Origin of the sequence: Methylomonas montana (genome assembly GCF_030490285.1) — a bacterium.
Lineage (GTDB): Bacteria > Pseudomonadota > Gammaproteobacteria > Methylococcales > Methylomonadaceae > Methylomonas > Methylomonas montana.
The window spans coordinates 2,104,824-2,123,986 of the sequence record NZ_CP129884.1 but is presented as its reverse complement, the minus strand read 5'-3'; the positions used below and the strand labels follow the sequence as shown (position 1 = coordinate 2,123,986).

23 protein-coding genes and 1 tRNA gene are annotated in these 19,163 nt (G+C 51.5%); 1 reads left to right on the top strand and 23 read right to left on the bottom strand.

The genetic code is table 11. The features are described from left to right. Window positions 1–166: 166 nt before the first annotated feature. From QZJ86_RS09890 to QZJ86_RS09810, 17 genes are all read right to left on the bottom strand, one after another. Window positions 167–1,816, bottom strand: coding sequence for a phage tail tape measure protein (locus tag QZJ86_RS09890; RefSeq protein WP_301938584.1), 1,650 nt, complete (start codon window positions 1,814–1,816; stop codon window positions 167–169). 17 nt (window positions 1,817–1,833) lie between these two features. Then, a complete protein-coding gene (locus QZJ86_RS09885; protein WP_301938583.1) occupies window positions 1,834–2,151 on the bottom strand; it encodes a hypothetical protein in 318 nt (105 codons plus the stop codon). 214 nt (window positions 2,152–2,365) lie between these two features. Continuing rightward, window positions 2,366–2,863 carry a hypothetical protein gene (locus QZJ86_RS09880; RefSeq protein ID WP_301938582.1) on the bottom strand — a complete coding sequence of 166 codons (498 nt, stop codon included), beginning with the start codon at window positions 2,861–2,863 and terminating at the stop codon, window positions 2,366–2,368. A 62-nt stretch (window positions 2,864–2,925) separates the two neighbouring features. Further along, the gene (locus QZJ86_RS09875) at window positions 2,926–4,263 is read right to left on the bottom strand and encodes a phage major capsid protein (protein WP_301938579.1); all 1,338 of its coding nucleotides are present in this window, start codon (window positions 4,261–4,263) and stop codon (window positions 2,926–2,928) included. 25 nt (window positions 4,264–4,288) lie between these two features. Next, window positions 4,289–5,074: a head maturation protease, ClpP-related gene (locus QZJ86_RS09870; protein WP_301938578.1), complete on the bottom strand. Its 786-nt coding sequence runs from the start codon at window positions 5,072–5,074 to the stop codon at window positions 4,289–4,291. 744 nt (window positions 5,075–5,818) lie between these two features. Continuing rightward, a complete protein-coding gene (locus QZJ86_RS09865) occupies window positions 5,819–8,047 on the bottom strand; it encodes a bifunctional DNA primase/polymerase (protein ID WP_301938577.1) in 2,229 nt (742 codons plus the stop codon). Between the two features lie 245 nt (window positions 8,048–8,292). Continuing rightward, window positions 8,293–8,529, bottom strand: a complete 237-nt coding sequence (locus QZJ86_RS09860; RefSeq protein WP_301938576.1) for a hypothetical protein — start codon at window positions 8,527–8,529, stop codon at window positions 8,293–8,295. A gap of 128 nt (window positions 8,530–8,657) precedes the next feature. Next, on the bottom strand, window positions 8,658–9,704 hold the full coding sequence (locus QZJ86_RS09855) for a hypothetical protein (protein WP_301938575.1): 1,047 nt from the start codon (window positions 9,702–9,704) through the stop codon (window positions 8,658–8,660). Between the two features lie 112 nt (window positions 9,705–9,816). Beyond that, the gene (locus QZJ86_RS09850; RefSeq protein ID WP_301938572.1) at window positions 9,817–10,116 is read right to left on the bottom strand and encodes a HigA family addiction module antitoxin; all 300 of its coding nucleotides are present in this window, start codon (window positions 10,114–10,116) and stop codon (window positions 9,817–9,819) included. Then, complete coding sequence (locus QZJ86_RS09845; protein ID WP_301938570.1) at window positions 10,113–10,427, bottom strand: addiction module antidote protein; 315 nt, start codon at window positions 10,425–10,427, stop codon at window positions 10,113–10,115. The genes QZJ86_RS09850 and QZJ86_RS09845 overlap by 4 nt, the downstream gene beginning before the upstream one ends. Continuing rightward, the gene (locus QZJ86_RS09840; protein WP_301938568.1) at window positions 10,420–10,749 is read right to left on the bottom strand and encodes a type II toxin-antitoxin system RelE/ParE family toxin; all 330 of its coding nucleotides are present in this window, start codon (window positions 10,747–10,749) and stop codon (window positions 10,420–10,422) included. Before QZJ86_RS09840 ends, QZJ86_RS09845 begins: the two co-directional genes overlap by 8 nt. Before the next feature lie 44 nt (window positions 10,750–10,793). Beyond that, complete coding sequence (locus QZJ86_RS09835) at window positions 10,794–11,027, bottom strand: hypothetical protein (RefSeq protein ID WP_301938566.1); 234 nt, start codon at window positions 11,025–11,027, stop codon at window positions 10,794–10,796. Window positions 11,028–11,040: 13 nt separating this feature from the next. Then, on the bottom strand, window positions 11,041–12,111 hold the full coding sequence (locus QZJ86_RS09830) for a tyrosine-type recombinase/integrase (RefSeq protein WP_301938565.1): 1,071 nt from the start codon (window positions 12,109–12,111) through the stop codon (window positions 11,041–11,043). Then, entirely contained in the window at window positions 12,111–12,653 is a 543-nt protein-coding gene (locus QZJ86_RS09825) for a hypothetical protein (protein ID WP_301938564.1), read from the bottom strand. Before QZJ86_RS09825 ends, QZJ86_RS09830 begins: the two co-directional genes overlap by 1 nt. A gap of 1 nt (window position 12,654) precedes the next feature. Next, entirely contained in the window at window positions 12,655–13,011 is a 357-nt protein-coding gene (locus QZJ86_RS09820) for a hypothetical protein (RefSeq protein WP_081733734.1), read from the bottom strand. Between the two features lie 145 nt (window positions 13,012–13,156). Beyond that, window positions 13,157–13,233 (bottom strand) — tRNA-Met (locus QZJ86_RS09815). A 130-nt stretch (window positions 13,234–13,363) separates the two neighbouring features. After that, a complete protein-coding gene (locus tag QZJ86_RS09810) occupies window positions 13,364–14,188 on the bottom strand; it encodes a GlcG/HbpS family heme-binding protein (RefSeq protein WP_301938560.1) in 825 nt (274 codons plus the stop codon). Window positions 14,189–14,357: 169 nt separating this feature from the next. Between QZJ86_RS09810 and QZJ86_RS09805 the strand changes: the two genes are divergently transcribed. Then, the gene (locus QZJ86_RS09805; protein WP_301938558.1) at window positions 14,358–14,981 is read left to right on the top strand and encodes a HEAT repeat domain-containing protein; all 624 of its coding nucleotides are present in this window, start codon (window positions 14,358–14,360) and stop codon (window positions 14,979–14,981) included. 10 nt (window positions 14,982–14,991) lie between these two features. Here the strand turns inward: QZJ86_RS09805 and QZJ86_RS09800 are convergent, their stop codons facing one another. The 6 genes from QZJ86_RS09800 to QZJ86_RS09775 are packed head-to-tail and all read right to left on the bottom strand — an operon-like array spanning window position 14,992 to window position 19,153. Continuing rightward, on the bottom strand, window positions 14,992–15,489 hold the full coding sequence (locus QZJ86_RS09800; protein ID WP_301938557.1) for a phosphatidylglycerophosphatase A family protein: 498 nt from the start codon (window positions 15,487–15,489) through the stop codon (window positions 14,992–14,994). Beyond that, window positions 15,473–16,408: a thiamine-phosphate kinase gene (gene thiL / locus QZJ86_RS09795; RefSeq protein ID WP_301938556.1), complete on the bottom strand. Its 936-nt coding sequence runs from the start codon at window positions 16,406–16,408 to the stop codon at window positions 15,473–15,475. Before thiL ends, QZJ86_RS09800 begins: the two co-directional genes overlap by 17 nt. Next, a complete protein-coding gene (gene nusB / locus QZJ86_RS09790; RefSeq protein ID WP_301938555.1) occupies window positions 16,408–16,851 on the bottom strand; it encodes a transcription antitermination factor NusB in 444 nt (147 codons plus the stop codon). Before nusB ends, thiL begins: the two co-directional genes overlap by 1 nt. Then, a complete protein-coding gene (gene ribH, locus QZJ86_RS09785; protein ID WP_301938553.1) occupies window positions 16,851–17,342 on the bottom strand; it encodes a 6,7-dimethyl-8-ribityllumazine synthase in 492 nt (163 codons plus the stop codon). The genes nusB and ribH overlap by 1 nt, the downstream gene beginning before the upstream one ends. A gap of 45 nt (window positions 17,343–17,387) precedes the next feature. Continuing rightward, window positions 17,388–18,500 carry a bifunctional 3,4-dihydroxy-2-butanone-4-phosphate synthase/GTP cyclohydrolase II gene (gene ribBA / locus QZJ86_RS09780; RefSeq protein WP_301938551.1) on the bottom strand — a complete coding sequence of 371 codons (1,113 nt, stop codon included), beginning with the start codon at window positions 18,498–18,500 and terminating at the stop codon, window positions 17,388–17,390. Further along, window positions 18,497–19,153, bottom strand: a complete 657-nt coding sequence (locus QZJ86_RS09775; RefSeq protein ID WP_301938548.1) for a riboflavin synthase — start codon at window positions 19,151–19,153, stop codon at window positions 18,497–18,499. Before QZJ86_RS09775 ends, ribBA begins: the two co-directional genes overlap by 4 nt. Window positions 19,154–19,163 lie beyond the last annotated feature (10 nt).

The window sequence follows — 19,163 nt, the reverse complement described above, 5'->3', positions numbered from 1 at the left end:
GCCCGAAGGTCAAGCGCGTTTCAACGTGTTTAAATTTAGTTTCGATGTGCCCTAGATTGTGCCCTGTCTTGCGCCCTCGGGCAAAAAACCGATGGTCTATGGTGCCAAAAAACAAAAGCCGCCCGCATTGCTGCCAGGCGGCTTTTGATCCGGCTAACCGATCAAGTTACGGCATGCCTAGATACATAGCATGGGTAAACCCATAGCCCACATCCACATTCGACCGAACCGGCCCACGAGTTTTACTCGGAGCCACTCGCATCGTTGCGGGTGAATTGTCGAACCGGACATTGACATCAACCCCGCCTTTCACCGACCCAACAATATTTTTTTGGTAGCCCGGTGCCCGCATGCCTTCGCCGCTGGGTAATTGAACCCCCGAGAAATCAGGCAACAACGAGGCAACCGATTTACCTAAGAACATTGGCACACTGCCAACCAGCTTTAGCATAGAATTGTTCGAAACCCAGTTACCGATGTATTTGAACATGTCGATCAGCGGTTGGAAAAAATCCTTGATCCTGCTGAATCCTTCCTTAAGCCGGTTGACGATGCTATCCCAGTTATCAATGATCAACGGTGCCGCGACGATGGCCGCTTGTGCCAGCAACATCAGTGGGTTTAACTTCATGGCCGCCGTTATTGCGCCGATACCGCCAGCCAAACCCCAGGCCGCAACTTTCAAGCCGACAAAGGCGCCGGCCATCTTCGCCGCTGTCATCACCGCCGGCCCGTTTTGATCAATAAAGCCGGTTAGATTTTCTGATATACGGTTGACGGAATCGGCGGCCGCCTTGAGTTCCGGCGCGTACTGGCTGCCGAATTTCGCCATGAAATTTGACCAAGTACCGCCGGCTGTCTCCACCTTGTTAGTGAGCGTACCGGCGGAGTTGGCGATTTTGTCCAGCAGACTGCCTTGGTTGGCCATCGCCTGCACTTGCCGGTTATAGCTTTCCAGGGTGATCAGCGCGGCTTTGCTGGCGTGCTCCTTGCCGAACAGGTTTTCCAATTTCGCAAAGCGTAGCTTGCTCGGTAGGTGGTTTATTTTGTCCAGGTCGGCAATCAGCTTTGGAATGCCGGAGAATTTATTCAGCTTGGTGGCCTGGTTGATAATCTCACGAATGCCGGTACCGGCCTCTTCACCTGAAATACCCGTGCTGGTAAAGACCGAGACCAACGGCAGCATTTGGTTTGCCGCCTTTAGGCCTTCTTCACCAGCGACTTTCAACGGGCCAGAGACACGGGACATAGCATATTGCAATTCATCCAGCTTGGTGCCGTTGAACAACACCCTTTGGATAGAATCGGAAAACGGCACCATATCACTGTCGGCAATGTTAAACGCCCGGCTGAGCTTACCCATTGATTCCGCCGCACTGTCATAAGTCACATTGATGTCTTTGCCAACGACGCCAAGATACGCAGTGGCCCTCAATACGCCATTGGCGATAGAGTCCGCATTCACGCCAAAGGCTTTTAGTGTTGACGACATCGCGTTAAAGTCGGCTGTTGTTCCGGGTAACTGAGTTCCCAGCTTTATCGCTTCCTCGCTGATTTTCTGGAATACCGCCGGGATATTCCCGTTCTTATCCATCAAGGTGTTTTGCAGGTAGACTGCAGAATTCTCCAAATCCATAAACGCTTTGGCCGGTACCGCCATCGCCGCGACGAAACCAGCGCCAAGCATCGGCGCACCATTACCGACAACTCTTAACTGCCTATGTAATAGGTTTAGGTTTTTGGTGATGTGCTTCAAGCCTGGCGACATCCGGTCAACCATGCTTATCACGGCTTTTAAATCGAAATCTTTTGACATGGTTATTCTCCTGTCAACTATTGGACGGAATACAAGCCGCCGAAGCGCTCGTGTTGGGTTTTAAACCACGGTGGCGCATCGGTCGTTGCCGACCGGCAGAACGCTTTGCCTTGATCTTTAAATAACTCGACTGCCCAAAGCTTTACCTCGGGATGAGCGGCTTCAAGTTTCTGCTTAATTTCAGCTAACTGTTTTAGCTTTCGCACCGTTACGCTTTTCTCGACAGTCTTTTCAAATGTTGTGTCCAGATAGATGCCTTGGCCTTCCTGCTTAAGCTCGCAGCGTGTCAAAAAATGCCCTTCGGCGGTGGTAATGGAAAATCCCATTTTTTTCATAACATAATCCTCGGTTAACGCTTAACCATTAGCTATGGCGTGGCTGACATGCCCGCCCTTGCGCGCGATTTAGTGTCTTGCGCATTTGTCTGCTCAGCCAATAGTCGCCATAGGTAAAGAATCCGGCTCGTTGCCAGGGTGGCCTGTCAATAACGCCAAAGTGAATTACCTCGCCTTTGATATGATCGCCAGCGAGTTTGCTGGATTGGCGCATTTAGTTAAAAATCGCCTGGATGCGGCCGTCAATATCGGCAATACATGAAAGCAAGCGCTTGTCATCGACAACCAGGGGCAAGGTGCGCAATTCTTCAAATATGCCGTTGAGCAGACCCGTTTTGTTGGGCGTTAATGGGCCGGCAGACTGTACCCGTTCATGCAGATTATTGACGGCCTGCTGAATGATTAACGGTTTCAACTGCTGTAATTTTTGTTCCTCGGCTTGAATAGCTGACAACAATTTGCGCCGTCTGCCTTCGATCTCCGTGGCCAGCTCGCTATATTTGCGCTGCGCTTGCGCTAGCTTAAGCGTCGAGTCGGCAACCTCTTTCTCGGCTTGTGTAAGCTGATCGGTAGGCAGTTCACGCAACGCTTTGGACAAGCTATGGATTTTTTCAGCACAAGCCTGTCTGTCGTCCGAGCGTTCTTGCAAATCGTTCTGAAACAGCTCATCGATAATTCGCGATTTTTTCAGGATATTTTCTAAGAATTTCATACTAGCTCTCCATCCATTAATGGCCGGGCTACGACCTAAGCCATAACCCGGTTGCGAGTTGATTACGCTGGTGTTAAATCACCGCCGCGAATTGCCCCTGTTTGCTCGATAGCAAGCGCCAGGCGGCGCTCGGCTTTCACAGTAAGCAAGCCCTTGGTGAAGTTGTCGCCATCGCTATCTGACACTTCAATCCCTACATCCTGCCGATCAAAGATCGACGCGGCGGCTAAGGCATCGAGAACCACGAAGGTATCGATTGTCACCGAGCTTGTCTCGACGACCGGCACACCGAACAACATCTGCTGGAAGCCATTGGCGATATCACTTGAGCTGACAGCCGCCGGCGTGGAGGACAATAGATCTAAATCAAACGCTAACCAGTCCGCCGGATTAAGCAATATGGCGCTCGGCGTATAGCCCGCTGAGCGCAAATCTGCTATCACCTTGCGTATTAAGCGATGCTTTGGCAACGGCGTGCCAACCTGTGCGGCTGTGTAGCCGTGCGCGGTGAAATTCCCGGTTTGCAGCAACCCGTTCATATTCGGTGCCGTACCGTTACCGTTCACAATTTGTGCATCAACACGCCGTTGAACGCCGTACATCAGGCGGGCGTTGATGTACGCGGCCATGAGGGCGTTATCCGCCGCCAGTTGTTTGCTGACCTTCATAAAATGTGTGACGCTCGATACGGGTTGTTGAACCAGAGTGACAGTTAAGCTGGATTCACTCGCCGATCCCCCTTCGGTGGTCTCTGCGGCGGCATTGGTGAACACGTTCTCACGGCTGTATTCAATCAACGGCGAATCTGTCGGAAAATGCTGGAATAAATCCTCAACGCGCAGCGGCGCAAAGGCCCCCGGCACCATGCCGGGGCGACGGTCGACGCCGCCAATATTACCGCTACCGGTTAACGTATTATTCTGAATATCGAATTTCGCACGCGCCCGGCCCCCGCGCATCATCTCGTTAAAGGTAGCGTTGTTAACGATTTGACCACCCCAACCTTGAGAACGCCCGCTAAAACTGCCGCCATCGGCACTGGCTACGCCTTTTTGCTCTATCATTAACAGCCTGTCAGCAAACTCGCGCTGCCTCAACTGGACATCATCTAGTGCATTTTTAGTTTCGGTAGAGACCCGACCAGATTCCTGAAGCTCGCGCTGGGCTTTCATTTGGAAGTCAGCAATCGATTTTTCCACGCCGTCCAGCATTTTCATAACCGCGTCGGAGTTGCCGACCGTGCCCGCCATCAACAAGCCAGTGAATAACGGGCTATGATCCAGCGAGGCCAGTCCGGACAGTCCAGCGGCGACCTCATGAGGTGCGGCACCGACATTGAACGCCAGGATTAGCAATCCAAAGGAAGCCATGCAAAGGCCGATAAATTTAAAAGTCTTCATAAAATAATTCCTGTAAAAAATTTGTTTAGTTGAGGATCGATTTGGGTATTTTTAAATTTTCCAATCGCTCCACAATTTCGTCGTCGGCGTTGTCGACTGCTTGACGATTGACCACGTTTTTCAATCTGCTCACAAAGGCGGTTGCTTCACGCTTGGTGAAATGCAAGTCTCGAAGCAGTCGCTCAAAGTCTCGCTCATTCTCCACTTCATCGAAGTCCGGCTCACTCATGGGCGACATCTTGAAGCGGTGGTCAAAGGGCCGGGATTTGGCTGCCAAGCCAACACGACCTATAACCTCATCGCAGAAGCCTAACGTCTTAGCTTCTGTTGCTGATAACCAGCTCTCTTTGGCCATCATGTCAAGAATGGTCTGGCGGTCCAGGCCGGTACGCCGCACATAGATATCGGCGGCACTGCCCTGGAGCTTTTCCATTAATGCGGCCATGTCGCGCAGTTCCGCCGCGTCGCCGAAGGCACCGCCTTGGGCGTTGTGGATCATGAGGTAAGCATCTTCCGGCATGGTGATCCGGTCAGCGGCCATCAAAATAATTGAGGCCGCGCTGGCCGCCAGGCCATCGACATGGCCCAATATTTTGGCCGGATGGTTTTTCAGCGCGTTATACATCGCCAAGCCATCCAACAGGCTGCCGCCAGGGGAATGAATGTTAAGTTCTAGCGTGGTAACGTTACCCAGCGCCCGTAATTCGGCAATGAATTCTGCCGCTGTAATGCCACCAAGCCCAATCTCGTTAAAGATGCTGATTTTGGCGATAGCTGCCGTTAGGTTTTTAATTTGATACCAGTTTTTCATTGGTTGTCTCGCACAAAAGACGACAGAAATCCGTCGATTAAAATCGTGGTTTAAAAAATACGATTGACATGTGCTTTGCTGCATCTCGCAGCCGAGGGTTTGTCTGATCGCGGCCAGCATCTCACCGGGTCGCTAGTCTTGCCGGAATCACTCCGGAAAAGGTTGATGCCAACATAACATGACCCGCTGCCGTAAAAAGAAAGATAAATCGGAAAATTATCAAACTATCTTTCACTTTTAATATCAATCACATAGTGGGCTTTTTCTTTTCAAAAACTCCTAAATAAAAATTTAGCTGGCTAACGGGTCACGGGTAACGAACCACATGACTTTTCACCCCCATCCCCCATTGCTATACCCCCTCCCAAAACTCGCGCGGCTGCAAGAAACTAATCGCTATCGGTCTAGCCTGGGGTTGCGTTTGACTTTCCACCCGCCCCCTTGGACAGCAGCCCAAGATAACGGGACGGATCACCCGTATTTTTTCAACAAGGGGACGGCTACAAGCCGCGTCGTGCGTGGCTTTGGCGGCAATCCGTCCCCTTGTCCCCTGGTTTTTTTGATACTGCTTTCTTTCGTGTGTTTGCATAAGTGTCCTGTTATTACCGTTACTCTCTATATCTCTAACATGTGTGAAAAATAAGGGGACAAGGGGACACATAGCCCCTCAGCCCACGGATAGCAAGGTCTGAGCGCGTCCCGTTATCTGTCCCGTCGACAATAATAAATAGGGACACATGGTGACTAATCTCTTCGTGCGTCATACTCATCCAGCCACTTGATGGCCGACTGCTGCCGCCACTCCTCAACATCCCGCACCGCAAATAAGGCAACCTTCTCGCGTTTGCCGGTCGAGCGCTTACACATCATCGGCAAACACCCCAACTCAGCCATCACCACCCCGACAGATTTGGCGCTGTATTTATCGCGCATGGCTTTAGCCACATCGATAGACCGCACACAATCAACGTTGAACGGATAATCGCCCGCAGCAATCATGTCCTCAATCTGGTGTTTGAGCGGCGACTTACTGGTGCCAATCAGTTCCGATTTGAACCGAGTCAAAGGCGCTGGTTGTTTGGGATTGAAGTCGCTTAGGTCACGGTCCAGAAGCCAGCGCACCACCAAGCCATTGCCGCCGCCATCAAGCCACCGCGCCAAGTCGTTGTAATATTCCTTAGGTCTGGGTACCGCATCGGTCCAAACCGCAAAATAACGGCCGTCGCCCTCAGATATGTGCAGGGCATCTTTATAGTTGCTCATAAAAATGGCCTGAACAATATTCGGTGTTTCGTAAAATCCCCGCCCGAACAATCGCACCCGCAACATATCCGGCGGCGCGGCCAGCATCGGCTTCAGTTTGTTTTCCAGATTCAAGCCCTCGAAGGTTTGAATCTCCTGGAAAATGACCAGTTTTGAATGATGCAAATAATCGGTGAAGGATTCCTTCAACTCTCCCGCCGGCGGCTCACAAACATTGGCAGAGCCCAGACCGTAGCGCAGCGGATTAAGCAGCATGTCCTTGCCGACTCGCGAGGTTCCCGCAATCAACAAGGCATGATTGATTTTGCACTGTGGCCGCTGCAAGGTGCTGGCCATCCAGTTCAAGATATGGTCTTGCTCAGTCAGATTGGGATACAAATAAGCCAGATGCTCTAGCCACTGTTCCACATCCTCATGTGTCGCTTCATCAGGCAAACTGACGCAGGGATCGCGCCAGATATTCCACAGCACCGCACCGTCACGATGAACCGGGTTATCGGTTTCGCCAGGCAGATAAATCAGGCCATCAACTTTGATAGTGGCCTGATTTTTTAGAAAAATCGCCGAGGGTTTGTGATCAGGAAAGACATGCAGAAACGCACCATCAAAGCCGTCTCGACTCAACTCGTTGCGCGTCACGGTATCGAATATCCGATTGTGATTTTTCAGAAATACAAAGCGCTGAAACTGCTCAGTATTGCCGGATGGCGCCGCATTGGGTTTACGCTTTGATTTATTTGACTGCGCTGGTATTGATGTTTCAATCTGAGCGGCTTCAGCCTCGTAAACAGACAAAGGCGGTTCTGGCTGCCGAGTGACCTCCGGCGGTGAATAACCGTTGCCTCTGGCAATGCCAAACAAGGTCGCCAGGCTTACCCCACCACCCGGCTTGAAAGAATTCCAAACTCGCCGCTGATCAGCCAAGTTGAATTTATCCGACTGCTGCGACCATTCACCCCACAACCCAAAGGCCTGATCACCTGCCCCGGTTGAGTGTAACGCCATGCCTATGGTGCGCCATTGGTCCCGGCTGTCAAAGTCCGAAATAAACGCGAGTGCCGCCCGAATTTTCTTAACCTCGATCACCGGCAAAAGCTTGGCGTTTTCCGCCGGATGCTTCACCGCGTGTTTTTTATCGCGCAACTTTGCCAGCAAATTACGGGGCAACTCTGGCAATTTTGCACCGTCCAAAGGCGATGAACCGTCCCAAAAATAGTCGCCACCAGCGACATGATTTGATGGCTCTACGACAATAAAACCGCCATCGCCGCGCAGATCGATCCCTGGGTAAAAGTTGGTTGTCGATCGACATTCCGGGCCGGCGTATCTGAAGCAGATGTGGCTACCGCCCGAACCCGTGACTTGTACAACATCATCCGGAATTGCGCCTAGTTCGCTCTTCAACTGCTCCAGCGCATCATCACCCCCATGGCGAGGATCAACATCGAGTACAAAAATCCCGGATGCCGCGCCGGTTCGAATGCCGATATTTGCTCGCGGCCATTTGTTAAACCAGGCATTTAATGTCTTTGTATCCGTAGCGGCATCAAGCAGCCCTTTCTGCAATAGCGGATGTTTGCCAGCAGACCGGCAATCAGTTTTGCCACAGCTGCATATACCCCGCTCGGTAATCCAATGCAATGGCAACACTGGCCAGCCCAGCGCCGCATATTTCGACGCGTACTCAAGTCTGGATTCAATTGTTGGCACTGGACAACCTCTTGTAATGCGCGGTAACGAATGCCACCCGGTTACCCCGCAAACAAGTCGCGCAATATCCATCACGCATTAAGCGCTTTTTGCAGGTGCCGCCGCATCGCCGGCATTGCCACATCGGTTCCTGCTTTTTGTAACAGTTCTTAAACTTCATCATCAAAATCACCCATTCTCATTTGCCATCGGTCCGACTCGACCGCAATCCGCGCGGCCACGTTGATAAGTCGTCTGAAAGAGAATTAGGCTTTTTGACTAGCAAACCACTGCGTAAACAATGGCTCGTTGATGTAAAACTTTCTGGCCGACAAAATCACCGCGCCGGACTTCGACAATCCATTGCGTGCGCGATTACGCATGAACCAAGTCAATTGACCGGGCGTGAACTTGTCGGCGTGTTTTTCCTGGAATTTTTCGAGGATGAAGATGTTATCCAGCGCGAGCGCGGCTGGTTCGATTGGGTTTTGGTTCGTTTGCATAAATGCCCTGGTGATTTGTGAAAATCCGCCGCGTTTAGCGGCGTGTGTGCATTATGTGAACGATTGACGGCGATGTAAGAAAGATACAGCAACTGCTTTTAAGTATTATCTTTCTTATTATTTATCAATTAGTTGATAGAGTTGTTGGCGGTATTTATTGCCTTATTTTTGCGTTTATCTTCCTTTTTCTGCTTGCGTTCATATTCTTCAGCAGTTGTATCTATATCTTTCCGCCAATCCGAATCGACATATCTCTTAAATTCAACCACTGGAAAAGGAGGATTGAACAACCTATCGAAGTCAACCCGGCGGAGAGTTTTGATTTTCTCCGGCAACAGCCCATCATCAACCATACGGCTAAGCAACCCGAGAAAACCCCTGGCAAAAAATGCAGGGTTAAACTCCTTTCGTTTTGAAGCCTTCAGCGCATCCCGATAAGGCGAGTTACGACCAAAATCTTCAGCAACTTGTTGCCCATAGGCAAGCATCAAGCTTTCAAATGTCGGCATAGGAAAATCCGTGCCATAAAAAGCCCCAACATCACCACTAAATTTCTGGAATTTTTGCGCCAAGACTCCGTCTGATGCGTCATAAGCGACCCAATCTGCCCACTGTCGAATAGGCTCAGGCAGCGAGTTTGATTGAATATCGACCGCGCGTTGTAGCAATGCAGCATAAATCGAGGATTGAGGGCCACTAATCCAATGAACGCCACCAATTTCAGCCAAACCATTGACTAACCCAACAATTTCCTCCGTTTTTTGTTTGATTTGCCCCCTGATCTCATCAGCTTTTTTACTCCGTGAACAGCCCTTTGCTAGGGGTGATAAGCCTAATTCACACGCACTTTTTTCTTTTCCGATTCCCCAAATCATCCAAGCTCTATGTAAACAGAAACAAAAAATCATCATGTGTTCGTCACTTTCTAAAAGCTCACAAATCTTTCGCAACGACTCGACACAGTGATTTTTTGAGGCAATAAACTGACTGATTATTTCAAGGTGGCCACCTTCGTGCGCAGCATAAACAGTGAATGTACGAATGATATCGTGAGCTTTTTTGAAATCCTGAAAATCAGGATTTTCGAAACCAAGAAACGGATACCGAAACAAATGCCCCGCCCTAGGCGGCAAATTTTGGCTAGCGACCCATCTATCGATCTCGCGCTCAGTCATACTAACTATGACCACATCAACACCTCTCTAGTGTCATTCTCAAAAAAGATACCAAGCCAGGCGGGTGAGATTTCCGCATTTCGCCCCGTCGGGCTAGGCTTGGTAAAACAGGTTAAGCCGCCTCTGGTCGAGGTGCCGGCGTGACATTGGGGCGCGGTTTCTGGCGGGCCTGCCATAGGTCATACTCGGCCTGCATACGCACCCAGGTTTCCGCAGTCTGGCCACTGGTCCAGGCTTCCAATCGAATCGCCATTTCTGCGCTGATCGCCGCCTTGCCGTTGATGACCCGCGACAATGCCACGCGGGACACACCCAATTGCGCAGCCGCCTCGGTAACGCCAATCCCCAGTTCGGGCAAGATGTCCTCTTTCAAAATACTGCCCGGATGGGGCGGGTTAAATTGGGCGGTCATGCTGCCGCCTGCCGATGTACCGACAGTTTCAGCCCAACCGCCTTAGTAACGGCCAGCAGGGTTTTGATGGTGGGGTTACCTTTGGGGGACAAGGCCCGGTATAAGCTTTCGCGTTTAATACCTGCGCGCTCGGCAACCTCTGTCATACCTTGCGCTTCCGCAATCTGCCGTAGCGCCGCCAATAACGCTTCGCGGCCGCCAGGCTGGTCAACCTCTTCTAACGCTGCCGCTAGGTATTCATTGGCAAACTCAGGATCTTCGCGTAATAGCTCGATAACCGTTTGGTCGTGTGGTTTTGATGCTTCACTCATGGTCTGTTCTCTGCTTCCAGTCTTTCCAATAGGCAACGGCTTTGTCGATGTCGCCCTGCTGTTTGCGCTTGTCGCCACCGATCAGTAACAGCAGCAGCTTGGCCCCGGCCTGCGCGTAATACACGCGATAGCCGGGACCGTAATCAATGCGCAGTTCCCATACGCCGTCTTGTAAGGGCTTGCAGTCGCCAAGATTACCCGCAGCCATGCGTTGCACCCTGGTTAATACCCGTGCTTTCGCTTGTCTATCCGCCAAGGCTGACAACCAATCCTTGAAGGGTAGCCGCCCATCGGCGGCCTGGTAGTCTTCAACTTGATACATTGTGAATTATAAGTTACAGATAGGCAACTACAAGCGGTTTACTGTTACGCGCCGGCTTCGCCTGAGGGCCAGGCTTTGATGGTGCGATCGATAGCCGTCAATTCATCTATTACCACCCCAATTGCTGGTAATAATTCGCTGTTCTCTAACGGAACAAACAATAGCTCTAAAATGCAACGCGCCCGCTCGGTTTTAATCACTATTTCATCAAATAGCTCTATCAGGTCGCCCGCATTACTACCATTGTTGGTTTCACGATCTTGATTTTCTATATTCACGGTATTCTCCTAATTATTTTTGCCGAATGGCGGCGGTCATGACGCGTTCCACCAGCTTCGATTTGTGCTCGGTGGATAGGTGCGCGTAGCGTTTGGTGGTTTGGGTGGATTTGTGGCCTAGCACTTCGCCAACCTCATAAAGGGAAGCGCCGGACATGGCCAGCAAACTGGCAGCACTGTGGCGTAAATCGTGAAATCGGAAGTTTTCGACGCCCGCTTCTCGTAACGCCTTGTCCCAATGTTTTTTGAACTCGAACGGTCGTTCGGGCTTGTTCTCGCTGGCAAAGATAAGCGAGACACCGACTTGGCGCAGCGGCCGTAGCTGGTCCACAACAAAGTCAGGCAGAGGACACCAGCGGGGTTCGCCGTTTTTGCTGGTTGCCAACCTGGCCAGGTTGTTATCGAAGTCGATGTCACTCCAGCGGAGGTTAAGCACTTCGGCTTTACGCATGCCGGAAGTCAGCGCCATCAACACCAACAAATGCAGCTTATCCCAGTCTGATTTTTGACACGCCGCCAGCAGCCGTACCCGTTCGCCTTCATCCAGGAATCGATTAATCTGGTTGTTCACCTTGCGAGCGGCGACCCGGGCGACCGGGTTGGCAACAACATAGCCCTCGAAAATCGCATATCTGAAAATCGCCGACAGCACGGTACGATAACGATTGACCGTAGACGGCGAACGGTCTCGATTGATTGCTTTGGTCTTGCCGGCGCCATCGCCACGCAGCACCTTGCCCGCTTCAAAAGCTTTAAGCCTTTGGCGAATCATATCTGCGCTGATGTCGACCAACTTATAGTCGCCGAGGCAGTTTTGCCAATACTGGGCCCGCCTGGCTTGGTTGACCGCGTCCTTGCCTTGCCATTGCCGCATGTATTCGTCGACCAAATCAGCAAACCGCAAACCAGCACCGCGCGAGCCCAAAGCCTCCATCATTTCGTGGTCAGACTCGATGCGCTTTACCCAGGCTTGCGCATCACCTTTGCGGGTGAAGGTTTTGGATTTTATTGCAATGCCGCGCTGGGTGATGATCGCTTTATAGACGACACCCGACTGGCGTTCAATTTTTCGGATGGTGGCCATTAGGCTGGCCTCTCGTCGCTGAAAGCTGCCGAAAATTGCGGCAAAGCGTAGTCTCTCAGGTCGAGTGATAACGCAAGCTGCCGCAATGTTTCCGGATCAGAGTCTACCGGCAGCGATTCAAGCAATCGCTCATATACGTCTCGGCCCCGTGACAGGGAATAAAGTATGCGTTTTCGTGGATCGTCATCACCCTCGCCAACATAAAAGCAGCGCAGATCTTGAAGGCAATATCCTGTCAGGCCAAAAACGTTGCCAAAGCGCCGCGCCTCACCCTCTGTGGGAAAGCCGGGAGAGGCCAACAAATGATTGTCAGGATGATGAACAGTCCAAAGTCGAATGACTGGGTGGTCGTAGGCGCCGCATGTCGTGCACTGCACGCTGCCGCCGTCGGGAAAATACGGATAAACCTCAGCAGGCAAGAAAAACCCTTCAGGATCACCGCATGAAGGACAATGCGCAAACCGGTCAAATAAAAAATAATCTGAAATGACACAAGAAACGACCGGACCCGCGTTGTGTTGACTTTTAGGAATAGTGGTCATGTCATTCCACCCCGCGGCTAGTTAACGGCTCCACGACCTGTGGAAACCTATCGAAGACCAAGGGGCTGCTTTCCGAATAATTGCAGCCAACATCCTCAGCCAAACAATTGATGGTGTTCTGTGCATCACCGGCAATTGAGTGTATTGCCTGGAGCGCATTACGTAAAAGGCGTGGGTTGGTATGAAATTTTGAACTTTCAGACGCGCAAATAAGCAAATCTGAAAATAATTCGATTAAATCAAACGCTTCTTGCGAAGTTTGATCAATATGAGTGATGGTTTGTTTGAACGTTTGGACATCAGCACCAGGTTCTGGCCGTGATGTTGATGGGGTTTGTTTTGAATTTATTGCGGACATAAAAAAAGCCCTCGATGTAACACAGGTTCTCTGGAACCTTTTTGAAAAAATCCACATGTGCCCTAAACGGTGCCCTGTGGGGTTTTTTTCAACGTGTTAAACCGATGGCTTTATGATTCTTATCCTTAAGAGTCAATCAGTTATCTGGTAGCGGGGGCAGGATTTGAACCTACGACCTTCGGGTTATGAGCCCGACGAGCTACCAAGCTGCTCCACCCCGCGATTGATTTAGCTTATTATACAGACCAAAAAAAAATTAGCAAGCAATAAACATGCAATTTATCTCTTAGCGCACCAATTCCAGCATAAACAACACAAGAGCGAAAAAACTTGCCCTTGATTCAGTTTGCTTTTAAGGATTGCTACCGATAGGAGCAGTTAAAATAAGCGAGGCATTTTTAACGTCTTCGTCACCCAGGCATTTGGGATGGCCGAAACCGCTCTGATCAGCTTTTGGCTTATCAAGATCGAAAATAATATTGTCGCCAGCAACACCGGAAAGACCGCTTGGCACAAAATCAAGTTTCAAGGTATCGCGCACGCGCCATGCGATATTATGATCGGCGCATGAGGTGTCGCCGCTTACGCCGACCGCGCCAACCAATTTGCCGCTTTCGTTATAAAGCGCCAAGCCGCCGCCAAAGACATTGACGCCGCCGACTCTGCGACCGGTCATCGGATCATCGGCTCGACCGAATTTTTTAGAATTGCCGGCATATGCCCAGCTGGTATCGACGGGATTACTGTGCTGCAAACCAAACAGGCTGCCGCCAGGTTGAACCGCAGAATAAAGATTGGCTGTCGACAAAGCCAATCCATCCAACGCTCCAGCAGTTGGATTCGCGCCATCGGTCAAGCTGAACGCATTCGCGGTATAGGCTTTTTGCGCCGAAATGACGCGACTGCCCAACCATTGAGCATTTAAGCCATTGCCTGATTTAGCCACGGCGCAAACCACGCCGTTCGCATTCACCACGGACGCCCACATGTGAAAACCCAATCCGCCGTTAGCTTGAGCCTGCGCAGATTTAATGGCGCTTTCCAGAGCCGCGTGACCGACGGGGCAGGCATTATCGAGGTTATCGTCGCTACCATGTCTATCGTCTCTGTCCGCAAATGCAACGTTAGCCGTCGTCAGCGCTAAAATCGAAGCAAAAAATAATAGTTTTTTGTTCATAATTCCACCTAGTTATTGATTGTTATAGATACTGCGGGAAGGTTTGTTGGTAATGTCCGGGGTTGAAATAGTGCACGACAATAACCTACAAATCGCGGCGGATTTTAGCTGCCAGATCCAATTACGGTCAACTGAACGAAAGAAGTAAGCATTTCAACGACACAAGACGATGACGATAGGAAAAATTTTAATTAGCTTGACGATTTGCGGCACCGCGATTGTCTTCGGTTACCAAAGCCAGATCCATGCGTGGATTGTCCATGCTTATCGGCAATTTTCCCCGGAGGACACCACATCTGCGCCCGGCAACACGCCCGCGCAAATCAAAGGTCAAGTCGATCTGCTATTGCAGCAGCAAGCCCAAATGGTGTTGAGCCAACCGCCCTTGGAAGACGAATTAAGCGAGGACGAAAAACTGCAAAAACTGAACGACGCCTTACATCAATTAGATAGCGCCGAGGACGAATACGACCGGGAATTGGCGGTGATGGAATTGGGGGAATTGAAGGGCGCCGAAGCCCAACAAGGAATCCGCACCGCATTGCACGACGCCTCCAATTTGGTCGTCAGCCAAGCCATCCGCCAGATCAATAAGTGGCAAAACCCAGCGGAGAGGACCGCGCTACTGTTGATTGCTTTGCAAAACCAAAACGACGATATCGTCGAGCAAACCCTGCTGACCATCACGGAAGTCGAAGATAAAAAGCTGATCGCCCGCTTAAGGCAACTTGGCAATCACCCTAATCCCGACATTCGCAATGCCGCTAAATTGGCACTCAATCTGGCCCCATAGCGAAGACTTATTAAAACCAGAAACGCAAAACCATCGCCGCGAAAATGCCGGCCACCACATCGTCCAACATGATGCCAAAACCGCCTTCCACATGCCGGTCCAGCCATTTAATCGGCCAAGGCTTAACGATGTCGAACAGCCGAAACAACACGAAGCCGACCAATAAGCTTTGCCAGGAATAAGTGATCCCGAACATGGTAATCAAAAACCCGGCGATTTCATCCCAGACTATCCCTCCGAAGTCGTGGACATCCAGTTTTTTCGCGGCCCGATCGCAGATCGATATTCCGACGACGACAATGGCGAGGGTAATCAGTAAATAGACGATTTGTCCGGTTTGCAGCAAAGCGAGATAGACCGGAATCGCGGCAAGAGTGCCCATCGTGCCGGGCATGACTTTCGATAAACCCGATCCAAATCCAAATGCCAGAAACAGAATGGGATCTTTAACGATCTGCAACGCGCTTAATCGGCTGTTGCCGTAATGCTCTCTAAGAAAAATGCTCAAAACCCTTTGCCTCGAACGTTTCCACACGCCCTGCCTTATCAATCCGCAAACCTGGCGACGATTGAATCTCACCCACGCAATGACAACCGGCTGGCAATAGTCGAGAACAGTCTGCAGGGACGGTAAAACACAATTCGTAATCGTCGCCAGCCGTCAATGGCATGCGCCAATCACCGCTATGTTCGATGTAATCTTGCACTTGCCTAGATAGCGGCAGACTATCCCACTGCAGACAAGCGCCGACACCGCTGCTCTCCAAAATATGCCCTAAATCGGCGGCCAACCCATCGGATATGTCGATACAAGCATGGGCAAGGCCGCGTAGCGCCAAGCCCTCGGCAACACGTGGCTGCGGTTGATTAAAGCAACGTAGCACTGGTTCGGCATCGACACATGCGTAACCTTGGTGGATCTTCAACCCCAAACCGGCATTACCCAGCGGACCGGTGACGTAAATCAAATCCCCGACTTGTGCGGCAGAGCGCAATAGCGCTTTCCCGTGCGGCACCACACCCATCGCCTGCACCGTCAAGGTCAACGGTCCGGATGTCGTGTCTCCACCGATCAGGTCGACATGATGCTGATAAGCCAAACCAATAAAGCCTTCCGAAAAAGCTTGCAACCAACTTTCATCGACTTTCGGCAAGGTCAAGGCCAATGTGACGGCGAAAGGCTCGGCGCCCATCGCCGCCAGATCGCTGAGATTTACCGCCAATAGCTTATGACCGAGCAGTCGCGGATCGGCATCGGCAAAGAAATGCACGTTTTCGACCATGGTATCGGCGGTCACCGCCAATTGATGGCCCACCGGAATATTCAGCAACGCGCAATCGTCGCCGATACTTAATTGGTTGAATGGGTGTTGCGGCGCGTGCACCGCGAAATAACGCCGGATCAGATCGAATTCGGCAATGGCCATCAGTTTTGTGACTTAGCCTTTTTGGCGGCAATCTCCACGGCACGTTGTTTCTGCGCGACTTTATCGAGGATGCCGTTCACATATTTATGGCTGCCGTCCGCACCGAAATCCTTGGCCAGATTGACGCCTTCGTTGATGATGACTTTATAAGGTGTTTCCAAGCGATTGATGAGTTCGTAGGCACCGATACGCAGGATGGCGCGTTCGACTGGATCGATTTTTTCCACTGGCCGGTCGACGAATTCGGCTAGCGCCGCATCGATCACATCCAGTTGCTTGGGCACGCCATGAAAAAGCTCGCTGAAATAAGTTTTCTGCGCGCCTTTCAGATGCTCTTCTTCCAGAAAATAAGTTTCGATACGGGTCAGGCTATCGCCGGACATTTGCCACTGATATAACGCCTGTACCGCGCATTTTCTGGCATTGGTTTTTGCTTGACTCATTAATTGCCCTGGTTGTGGTCAACTAAGGCGTTGAACAGACTAACCATTTCGATCGCCGACAGTGCCGCTTCGGCGCCCTTATTGCCCGCCTTGGTGCCGGCCCGTTCGATGGCTTGTTCGATACTATCTACTGTCAATACTCCAAAGGCGACCGGTACGTCGTATTGCAGAGCAACCTGGGCGATACCTTTCACGCATTCGCCGGCTACATATTCAAAATGCGGGGTGCCGCCACGAATCACCGCGCCCAGCGCGATAATCGCATCGTACTTTTTGCTGGCGGCAATGCGTTGCACCACCATCGGCAGTTCGAAGGCTCCCGGCGCTTTTACCAGTGTAATGTTGCTCCGGTCAGCACCGTGGCGAACTAATGCGTCGATCGCACCGCCTTCCAACTGTTCAACGATGAAGCTGTTGAAGCGCGAAGAGACGATGCAAAATTTGCCGCCTTGCGCGGATAAATTGCCTTCTAGGGTAGTGACTATTGCCATATGTTTACCTGTTGTTGAATGATTGAAATTGTTTGAACCAAACTATCAATGCGCCGCATCGATATGCTCGACCACTTCCAGATCGAAGCCGGACAAGCCTATATATTTTTTCTGCGCGCCCATTACTTTCAGGCGCCGCACGCCCAGATCGGACAAGATTCGCGAACCGGTGCCGGTAGTGCGCCAATCGGCGTCGGCGGTCAGATCTTGGCCGTTCTTGATGCCGTTGTCCTGCATCTGGTAAGCATGAATCAACTCCACTAGCGATTTGTTATCTTCCTTCTGGCGAATGATCACCAACACGCCACGGCCGGCCTCGGCGATTTTCTTCAAGGCCTCGCGCACCGGCAGACTGCAATCGCTGCGTTGGGAAAAAAACAGGTCGTCGATCAGGTTGCGGGCATGCACCCGCACCAGCACAGGCTCGTCACCAGCCACGTCACCCATCACCAGAGCCAGATGCACGTTTTCGTCGTTGTGATCCTGATAAGCATATAACCTGAATTCGCCGAATTCGGTCGGATAAGCGCATTCGCTGATGCGTTCCAGGGTGTTTTCATGCTTGATGCGATAATGAATCAAGTCTGCGATGGTGCCTATTTTAAGGTTATGCTGCTGGGCCAAGATTTCCAGGTCCGGACGCCTTGCCATCGAGCCGTCGTCGTTGAGAATTTCTACGATCACCGCCGCCGGCTCCACGCCGGCCAAGCGCGCCAAGTCACAACCGGCCTCGGTGTGGCCTGCCCGGTTCAATACGCCGCCGGCCTGAGCCATCAAAGGAAAAATATGGCCGGGCTGCACCAGATCGCAAGGCTGAGCATCTTTTGCCACGGCTTTCTGTATCGTCAAGGCTCTATCGGCCGCGGAAATGCCGGTGGTGACGCCTTCGGCGGCCTCTATAGACACCGTGAAATTTGTGGTATGCGAGGCCTTGTTGTCGTTGACCATCAAGGGCAAACGCAATTGCTGGCAACGCTCGCGAGTCAGAGGCAGACAAATCAGGCCTCGGCCGTATTTGGTCATGAAATTGATGTCTTCCGGCCGGGCAAAGGCCGCCGCCATCAACAAATCGCCTTCGTTCTCCCGATCTTCATCGTCCATGATGATGACCATTTTGCCTTGGCGCAGATCGTCTATGATTTCTTCTATGCTATTCATTTAATAAAGCCCGCGTTTTTTAATAAGACCTCGGTAATATTACCGTGGCACTGCGCCGCCGCATCGCCTTTCATCAAGCGTTCCATGTAGCGGGCTAGTAGATCGACTTCCAGGTTCACCTCGCTGCCGACCCCGGTATTGCCCAAGGTCGTTTCTTGCAAGGTGTGCGGCACAATGTTCACGGAAAAATACGCACCGTCCACACTATTGACGGTGAGACTGATGCCGTTGATGCAGATCGAGCCTTTTTCGGCGATGTATTTGGCCAGCGTGTCCGGCGCCTTGAATTTAAACCGTATCGAACGGCCGTCCGCGTGCGTCTCGACCACCTTACCGATGCCATCGACATGGCCGCTGACGATATGCCCGCCCAAGCGGGTCGAAGGCGTCAGCGCCAGTTCCAGATTCACCGGCGTACCGGTCTTAACGGCGTTCAAGGTGGTGCGAGACAAAGTTTCGTTGGAGACGTCTGCGCAAAAATAATCATTGCCCAACTCGACGGCGGTCAGGCAAACGCCATTGACGGCGATGCTGTCGCCCAATGCGCAATCGGCCAGCGAAAGCTTGCCAGTATCGATGGTTAACCGGCAATCGCCCCCTTTAGCTTGGATCGCGGTAATGTTGCCGATGGCTAAAATAATTCCGGTAAACATGGTTGATAGC

Excerpts from the sequence above, each read along its gene's own strand:
- QZJ86_RS09890 (WP_301938584.1), bottom strand. The coding sequence starts at position 1,816 with ATGTCAAAAGATTTCGATTTAAAAGCCGTGATAAGCATGGTTGACCGG.
- QZJ86_RS09885 (WP_301938583.1), bottom strand. The coding sequence starts at position 2,151 with ATGAAAAAAATGGGATTTTCCATTACCACCGCCGAAGGGCATTTTTTG.
- QZJ86_RS09880 (WP_301938582.1), bottom strand. The coding sequence starts at position 2,863 with ATGAAATTCTTAGAAAATATCCTGAAAAAATCGCGAATTATCGATGAG.
- QZJ86_RS09875 (WP_301938579.1), bottom strand. The coding sequence starts at position 4,263 with ATGAAGACTTTTAAATTTATCGGCCTTTGCATGGCTTCCTTTGGATTG.
- QZJ86_RS09870 (WP_301938578.1), bottom strand. The coding sequence starts at position 5,074 with ATGAAAAACTGGTATCAAATTAAAAACCTAACGGCAGCTATCGCCAAA.
- QZJ86_RS09860 (WP_301938576.1), bottom strand. The coding sequence starts at position 8,529 with ATGCAAACGAACCAAAACCCAATCGAACCAGCCGCGCTCGCGCTGGAT.
- QZJ86_RS09855 (WP_301938575.1), bottom strand. The coding sequence starts at position 9,704 with ATGACTGAGCGCGAGATCGATAGATGGGTCGCTAGCCAAAATTTGCCG.
- QZJ86_RS09850 (WP_301938572.1), bottom strand. The coding sequence starts at position 10,116 with ATGACCGCCCAATTTAACCCGCCCCATCCGGGCAGTATTTTGAAAGAG.
- QZJ86_RS09845 (WP_301938570.1), bottom strand. The coding sequence starts at position 10,427 with ATGAGTGAAGCATCAAAACCACACGACCAAACGGTTATCGAGCTATTA.
- QZJ86_RS09840 (WP_301938568.1), bottom strand. The coding sequence starts at position 10,749 with ATGTATCAAGTTGAAGACTACCAGGCCGCCGATGGGCGGCTACCCTTC.
- QZJ86_RS09830 (WP_301938565.1), bottom strand. The coding sequence starts at position 12,111 with ATGGCCACCATCCGAAAAATTGAACGCCAGTCGGGTGTCGTCTATAAA.
- QZJ86_RS09825 (WP_301938564.1), bottom strand. The coding sequence starts at position 12,653 with ATGACCACTATTCCTAAAAGTCAACACAACGCGGGTCCGGTCGTTTCT.
- QZJ86_RS09820 (WP_081733734.1), bottom strand. The coding sequence starts at position 13,011 with ATGTCCGCAATAAATTCAAAACAAACCCCATCAACATCACGGCCAGAA.
- QZJ86_RS09810 (WP_301938560.1), bottom strand. The coding sequence starts at position 14,188 with ATGAACAAAAAACTATTATTTTTTGCTTCGATTTTAGCGCTGACGACG.
- QZJ86_RS09805 (WP_301938558.1), top strand. The coding sequence starts at position 14,358 with ATGACGATAGGAAAAATTTTAATTAGCTTGACGATTTGCGGCACCGCG.
- thiL (WP_301938556.1), bottom strand. The coding sequence starts at position 16,408 with ATGGCCATTGCCGAATTCGATCTGATCCGGCGTTATTTCGCGGTGCAC.
- nusB (WP_301938555.1), bottom strand. The coding sequence starts at position 16,851 with ATGAGTCAAGCAAAAACCAATGCCAGAAAATGCGCGGTACAGGCGTTA.
- ribH (WP_301938553.1), bottom strand. The coding sequence starts at position 17,342 with ATGGCAATAGTCACTACCCTAGAAGGCAATTTATCCGCGCAAGGCGGC.
- ribBA (WP_301938551.1), bottom strand. The coding sequence starts at position 18,500 with ATGAATAGCATAGAAGAAATCATAGACGATCTGCGCCAAGGCAAAATG.
- QZJ86_RS09775 (WP_301938548.1), bottom strand. The coding sequence starts at position 19,153 with ATGTTTACCGGAATTATTTTAGCCATCGGCAACATTACCGCGATCCAA.